At 46.7% G+C, this 4,156-nt stretch carries 5 protein-coding genes; 4 read left to right on the top strand and 1 reads right to left on the bottom strand.

Annotation, left to right across the window (positions count from 1 at the left end):
- The coding region (locus B3O33_RS07495; protein WP_414673282.1) for a LysM peptidoglycan-binding domain-containing protein at positions 1 to 870 on the bottom strand (870 nt) is incomplete at its 3' end.
- A gap of 187 nt (positions 871 to 1,057) precedes the next feature.
- Here B3O33_RS07495 and B3O33_RS07490 point away from each other — a divergent pair.
- Genes B3O33_RS07490 through rsmB form a run of 4 tightly spaced genes read left to right on the top strand, consistent with a single transcriptional unit; the run spans position 1,058 to position 4,155 of the window.
- Complete coding sequence (locus B3O33_RS07490) at positions 1,058 to 1,375, top strand: c-type cytochrome (protein ID WP_292361176.1); 318 nt, start codon at positions 1,058 to 1,060, stop codon at positions 1,373 to 1,375.
- 38 nt (positions 1,376 to 1,413) lie between these two features.
- Complete coding sequence (gene def, locus B3O33_RS07485) at positions 1,414 to 1,917, top strand: peptide deformylase (RefSeq protein ID WP_292363318.1); 504 nt, start codon at positions 1,414 to 1,416, stop codon at positions 1,915 to 1,917.
- An 8-nt stretch (positions 1,918 to 1,925) separates the two neighbouring features.
- Entirely contained in the window at positions 1,926 to 2,855 is a 930-nt protein-coding gene (gene fmt, locus B3O33_RS07480) for a methionyl-tRNA formyltransferase (RefSeq protein WP_292361174.1), read from the top strand.
- Positions 2,848 to 4,155, top strand: coding sequence for a 16S rRNA (cytosine(967)-C(5))-methyltransferase RsmB (rsmB, locus tag B3O33_RS07475; RefSeq protein ID WP_292361173.1), 1,308 nt, complete (start codon positions 2,848 to 2,850; stop codon positions 4,153 to 4,155). Before fmt ends, rsmB begins: the two co-directional genes overlap by 8 nt.
- The last annotated feature ends 1 nt before the right edge of the window (position 4,156 follow it).

Genomic DNA, 4,156 nt, shown 5'->3' with positions numbered 1-4,156 from the left:
AATCGTTTTTCCTGCTTTATATACGGATAAAACATGGCCGGTTTCCAGGCCGTCGCGACGACCGATATTTAATACAACAATCTGATACTGACCCACCTGAGAAACACCATCAAAGACAGAAATAATCACCCCTTCCATCGGTTGCGAGGGTGCTCTTGGGAAGAAGTTAAGATCAAAGTCTTCCTCTTCAACCGCTAACAATCTATCACCCACCATGACTTCCCGATTGGTGTAGGTTAAATCCATGGTGGAAACGTCCCCAGGCTCCCTGACCACTGCATCGCCTGAATAAATAGCTTCAACACCAAGCTCTTCACCAGTATTCGGATCAAAATAAATCTTTCCGCCACGAAATACACTGAATTCATCTTGTTCCGGCTCGGTAATTCCGCGTGCATAAACAATATCACCGGCTCCGGATAACAATCTTTCATCAGCGGTCGCGACAACATAGGGGGCAGCATCAAGCACTTCGACCCCAACGACCCGCGGCTTGGTGAGAAACGGACGAATAATCGATAAAGGAATGGTACTTATTGCTTCATCCATCCTGATTTCACGCATTTCTGGTGAAAGTTTGAATGTTTGCTGACCACGATTCAGTTCCAGTACTGGCCGACCATCCCGGTAAACCAGTACTAATTCATCACCGGGGAAAATAAGATGGGGATTTTCAACCTGTGGATTAACTTGCCATATTTCCGGCCAGTGCCAGGGGTATTGGAGAAACTTCGCAGATATATCCCAGAGCGTATCGCCTTTGACTACCACGTAGCGTTCAGGATGGTTTGGATTAAGGGCTACCTGATTCGCAAGTAACGCAGAACTCATCAATAGGGCCATTAAACCCAAACAGATGTGACGTATCATCATAAAATCCTCATGGACGCTACAGGGCAGCCATTATCCCTGGATAAGCAGCAACGGCTCATAGTGTCTAATAAGCGTATACACTTATCAAGTCATCCGGCAACAAACTTGGTCTATAATGTGTCGATATCTCGACTGGTTAAACTTTTTTTGCCTGGAAAGGCCCTCTTCCTTGACGGAGTAAACAATGAAATTATCAGCTTTCTTTATTGCCAGCATGGCTACGATTGGCATTAATTCCGCTGCGATGGCTGCAGGCGATGTAGCTGCCGGAAAAGCAAAATCCGCTGTATGCGCTACTTGTCATGGTGCTGACGGCATTGCCATTATGCCGGTATACCCAAATCTCGCCGGGCAGAATGCGGAATATTTAGAGTCAGCACTTAAAGCTTACAGAGATAAACAACGTCAAGGTGGCATGGCCGCCATCATGCAGATGCAGGCAACAAACTTATCTGATGAAGATATCGCAAACCTTGCCGCATATTACGCAAGTTTAAAATAAATAAACTGCTGGTTAATTGATTCATAGCAGGTATTAACATGGCCTTACTAAACATATTGCATTTTCCGGATCCCAGACTGCGTCAGAAAGCCTTGCCGATAAAACAGGTAACGGATGATATTCGCCAGTTGGCTCAAGATATGCTGGAAACCATGTACGATGCTCCCGGCATAGGTCTGGCGGCGACTCAGGTGAACGAACAAAAGCGAGTAATCGTGATTGATGTTTCCGAAGATAAATCCAGTCCGCTGTTTTTAATCAATCCTGAATTACTGAACACTGAGGGTGAACGTGATTTTGAAGAGGGTTGCCTCTCGGTTCCTGAAGCCTACGAAACCGTTACCCGTGCCGATAAAATTCGGGTTCGCGCATTAAATCTTCAAGGCGAAACCTTTGAAATGGATGCTGACGGTATTCTGGCCACCTGCATTCAACATGAAATTGATCATCTGGAAGGAAAACTGTTTGTGGATTACTTGAGTAATCTCAAACGTCAACGCATCAAAAAACGGCTGGAGAAACACCAGAAACAAAAACTATAAGGACATCCATGCGCATCATTTTTGCCGGCACTCCGGACTTTGCTGCAACTATGCTGGCAGCTCTACTGACGACGGATCATGAAATCTGCGCCGTCTACACCCAACCGGACAGGCCTGCCGGTCGTGGCCGGAAACTCACTGCCAGCCCGGTTAAGCAACTCGCTTTACGGCATCAGATTCCTGTCGAACAGCCCATTAATTTCAAAGCCGAAGCGGATCGGGGAAAACTCGCCAGCTATCAGGCCGATCTGATGATTGTGGTGGCTTATGGGTTGTTACTGCCTCAAACGGTATTAGATACGCCCCGATTGGGCTGTATCAATGTTCATGCTTCTTTATTACCACGATGGCGTGGCGCTGCGCCCATTCAGCGCGCCATATTATCCGGGGATACGAAAACCGGCGTTTGTATTATGCAAATGGAAGCCGGATTAGATACCGGACCGGTTATCCAGCGTAGTGAAATTGCTATTGAAATGTCGGATACCGGTGAGACTTTACACGATAAACTTGCTCTTCTCGGCGCTTCTACCCTGCTGGATACGCTAAGTCGTTTTGATGAGTTACAGAAACACGCTGTTCCACAAAATAATGCTGAGAGTTGTTACGCTACAAAATTACACAAAGCCGAAGCCAATATTGACTGGTCACATTCTGCACAGCAAATCGATCGTCAAATCCGTGCATTTAACTCGTGGCCGGTTGCTCAGACCCTCTGGCAAGATAAGGTACTCCGCGTCTGGAGTGCTGAAATAATCGATAGTGCCAACAATGCAGAACCCGGCACTATTCTTCAAGTTAATCGTCAGGGGATAGATGTGGCTACCGGAGCCGGAATCATTCGTCTGTTATCTATCCAGGCACCCGGAAAAAAAGCGATGCCTGTCAATGATTTTCTGAATGCCCACCCATTGATAGCGGGTGATCATTTTGGCTAAAAGCAAAATATTGTGCGCACGTAGTGCAGCAGCTTTAGTTATTCAGCGGGTGACTCAGGGTCAATCATTAACGACGGCTTCTGTTGATATCATCAAGCGTCTGGACGAAACACAGCGCAGCTTATTTCAACAGCTGGCTTATGGTGTGATTCGCTGGCATCCCTTGCTTGAAGCACTCAGCCAACAATTACTTTCCAAACCATTAAAATCCAAAGATGGCGATATTCAAGCGCTTTTACTGATTGGAATTTATCAACTTCGCTCATTACGCATTCCGGATCATGCCGCCCTGTCTGAAACCGTTAGCGCCTGCAAATTGCTCAATAAATCATGGGCTAGCGGCTTAATGAATGCATGTCTGCGAAATTATCAACGGCAGCAGCAAGCAATGGAAAAATCCATCGCGGAACAGCCTGTCAGTCAATATGCGCATCCCGCATGGTTGATTGAAAAGTATCAAAACGACTGGCCGGAGTTATGGCAGAACATTTTGACAGCCAATAATCAGCAACCACCCATGATGCTGCGGGTTAACCGCCGGGAGTATTCCACTTCGGAATATCTGGAATTATTGGCTAAAGCCGGCATCCAGGGTGAAGCTATTGAAAATTGCCCTCAAGGCATCTTGCTGGAACAGGCATGTGATGTATTTGCCTTGCCGGGTTTTGTAGAAGGTGCCGTTTCAGTACAGGATGGTGCCGCACAAAAAGTTGCTGATTTGCTTGAATTACAGTCTGAACAACGCATTCTGGATGCCTGTGCAGCGCCGGGAGGCAAAACCTGCCATATTCTGGAAAGATTTCCAGCAAACCAGGTAACCGCACTCGATATTAGTGAGGAGCGGCTCAAACAGGTGAACGAAAACCTTTCCCGATTACATTTATCAGCTGATTGTCTGGCAGCAAATGCCAGCGATACTCTAAACTGGTGGAATGGTGAGCAGTTTGACCGTATATTGATTGACGCACCATGTTCAGGCAGTGGAGTCATTCGTCGGCATCCGGATATCAAACTGCTGAGAAAACCAGACGATATCGAACAATTGGTTCTGCAACAGCGAGCTTTGCTGGATAATTTGTGGCCATTACTGAAACCCGATGGTTTACTGGTTTACACTACCTGCTCTGCATTTAAGCAGGAAAATGAATTACAGATAGAAGCATTTTTGCAGCGTCAGCCTGACGCGATGGAGCAGCATCCAGCAAAGGCTCCAGCACGAAGAGTACGTTTTGGCTATCAATTGCTACCGGGAGATAACGATCTGGATGGTTTCTATTATGCCTGCCTGCGTCACCGCTAAA

It is taken from the genome of Methylophaga sp. UBA1464 (genome assembly GCF_002325665.1).
Classification (GTDB): domain Bacteria; phylum Pseudomonadota; class Gammaproteobacteria; order Nitrosococcales; family Methylophagaceae; genus Methylophaga.
The sequence above is the reverse complement of the archived record's forward strand: the minus strand, read 5'-3'. Positions and strand labels throughout refer to the sequence as shown.

Bases quoted from the DNA above. Each gene is read 5' to 3' on its own strand.
- B3O33_RS07490 (WP_292361176.1), top strand. From the start codon at position 1,058: ATGAAATTATCAGCTTTCTTTATTGCCAGCATGGCTACGATTGGCATT.
- def (WP_292363318.1), top strand. From the start codon at position 1,414: ATGGCCTTACTAAACATATTGCATTTTCCGGATCCCAGACTGCGTCAG.
- fmt (WP_292361174.1), top strand. From the start codon at position 1,926: ATGCGCATCATTTTTGCCGGCACTCCGGACTTTGCTGCAACTATGCTG.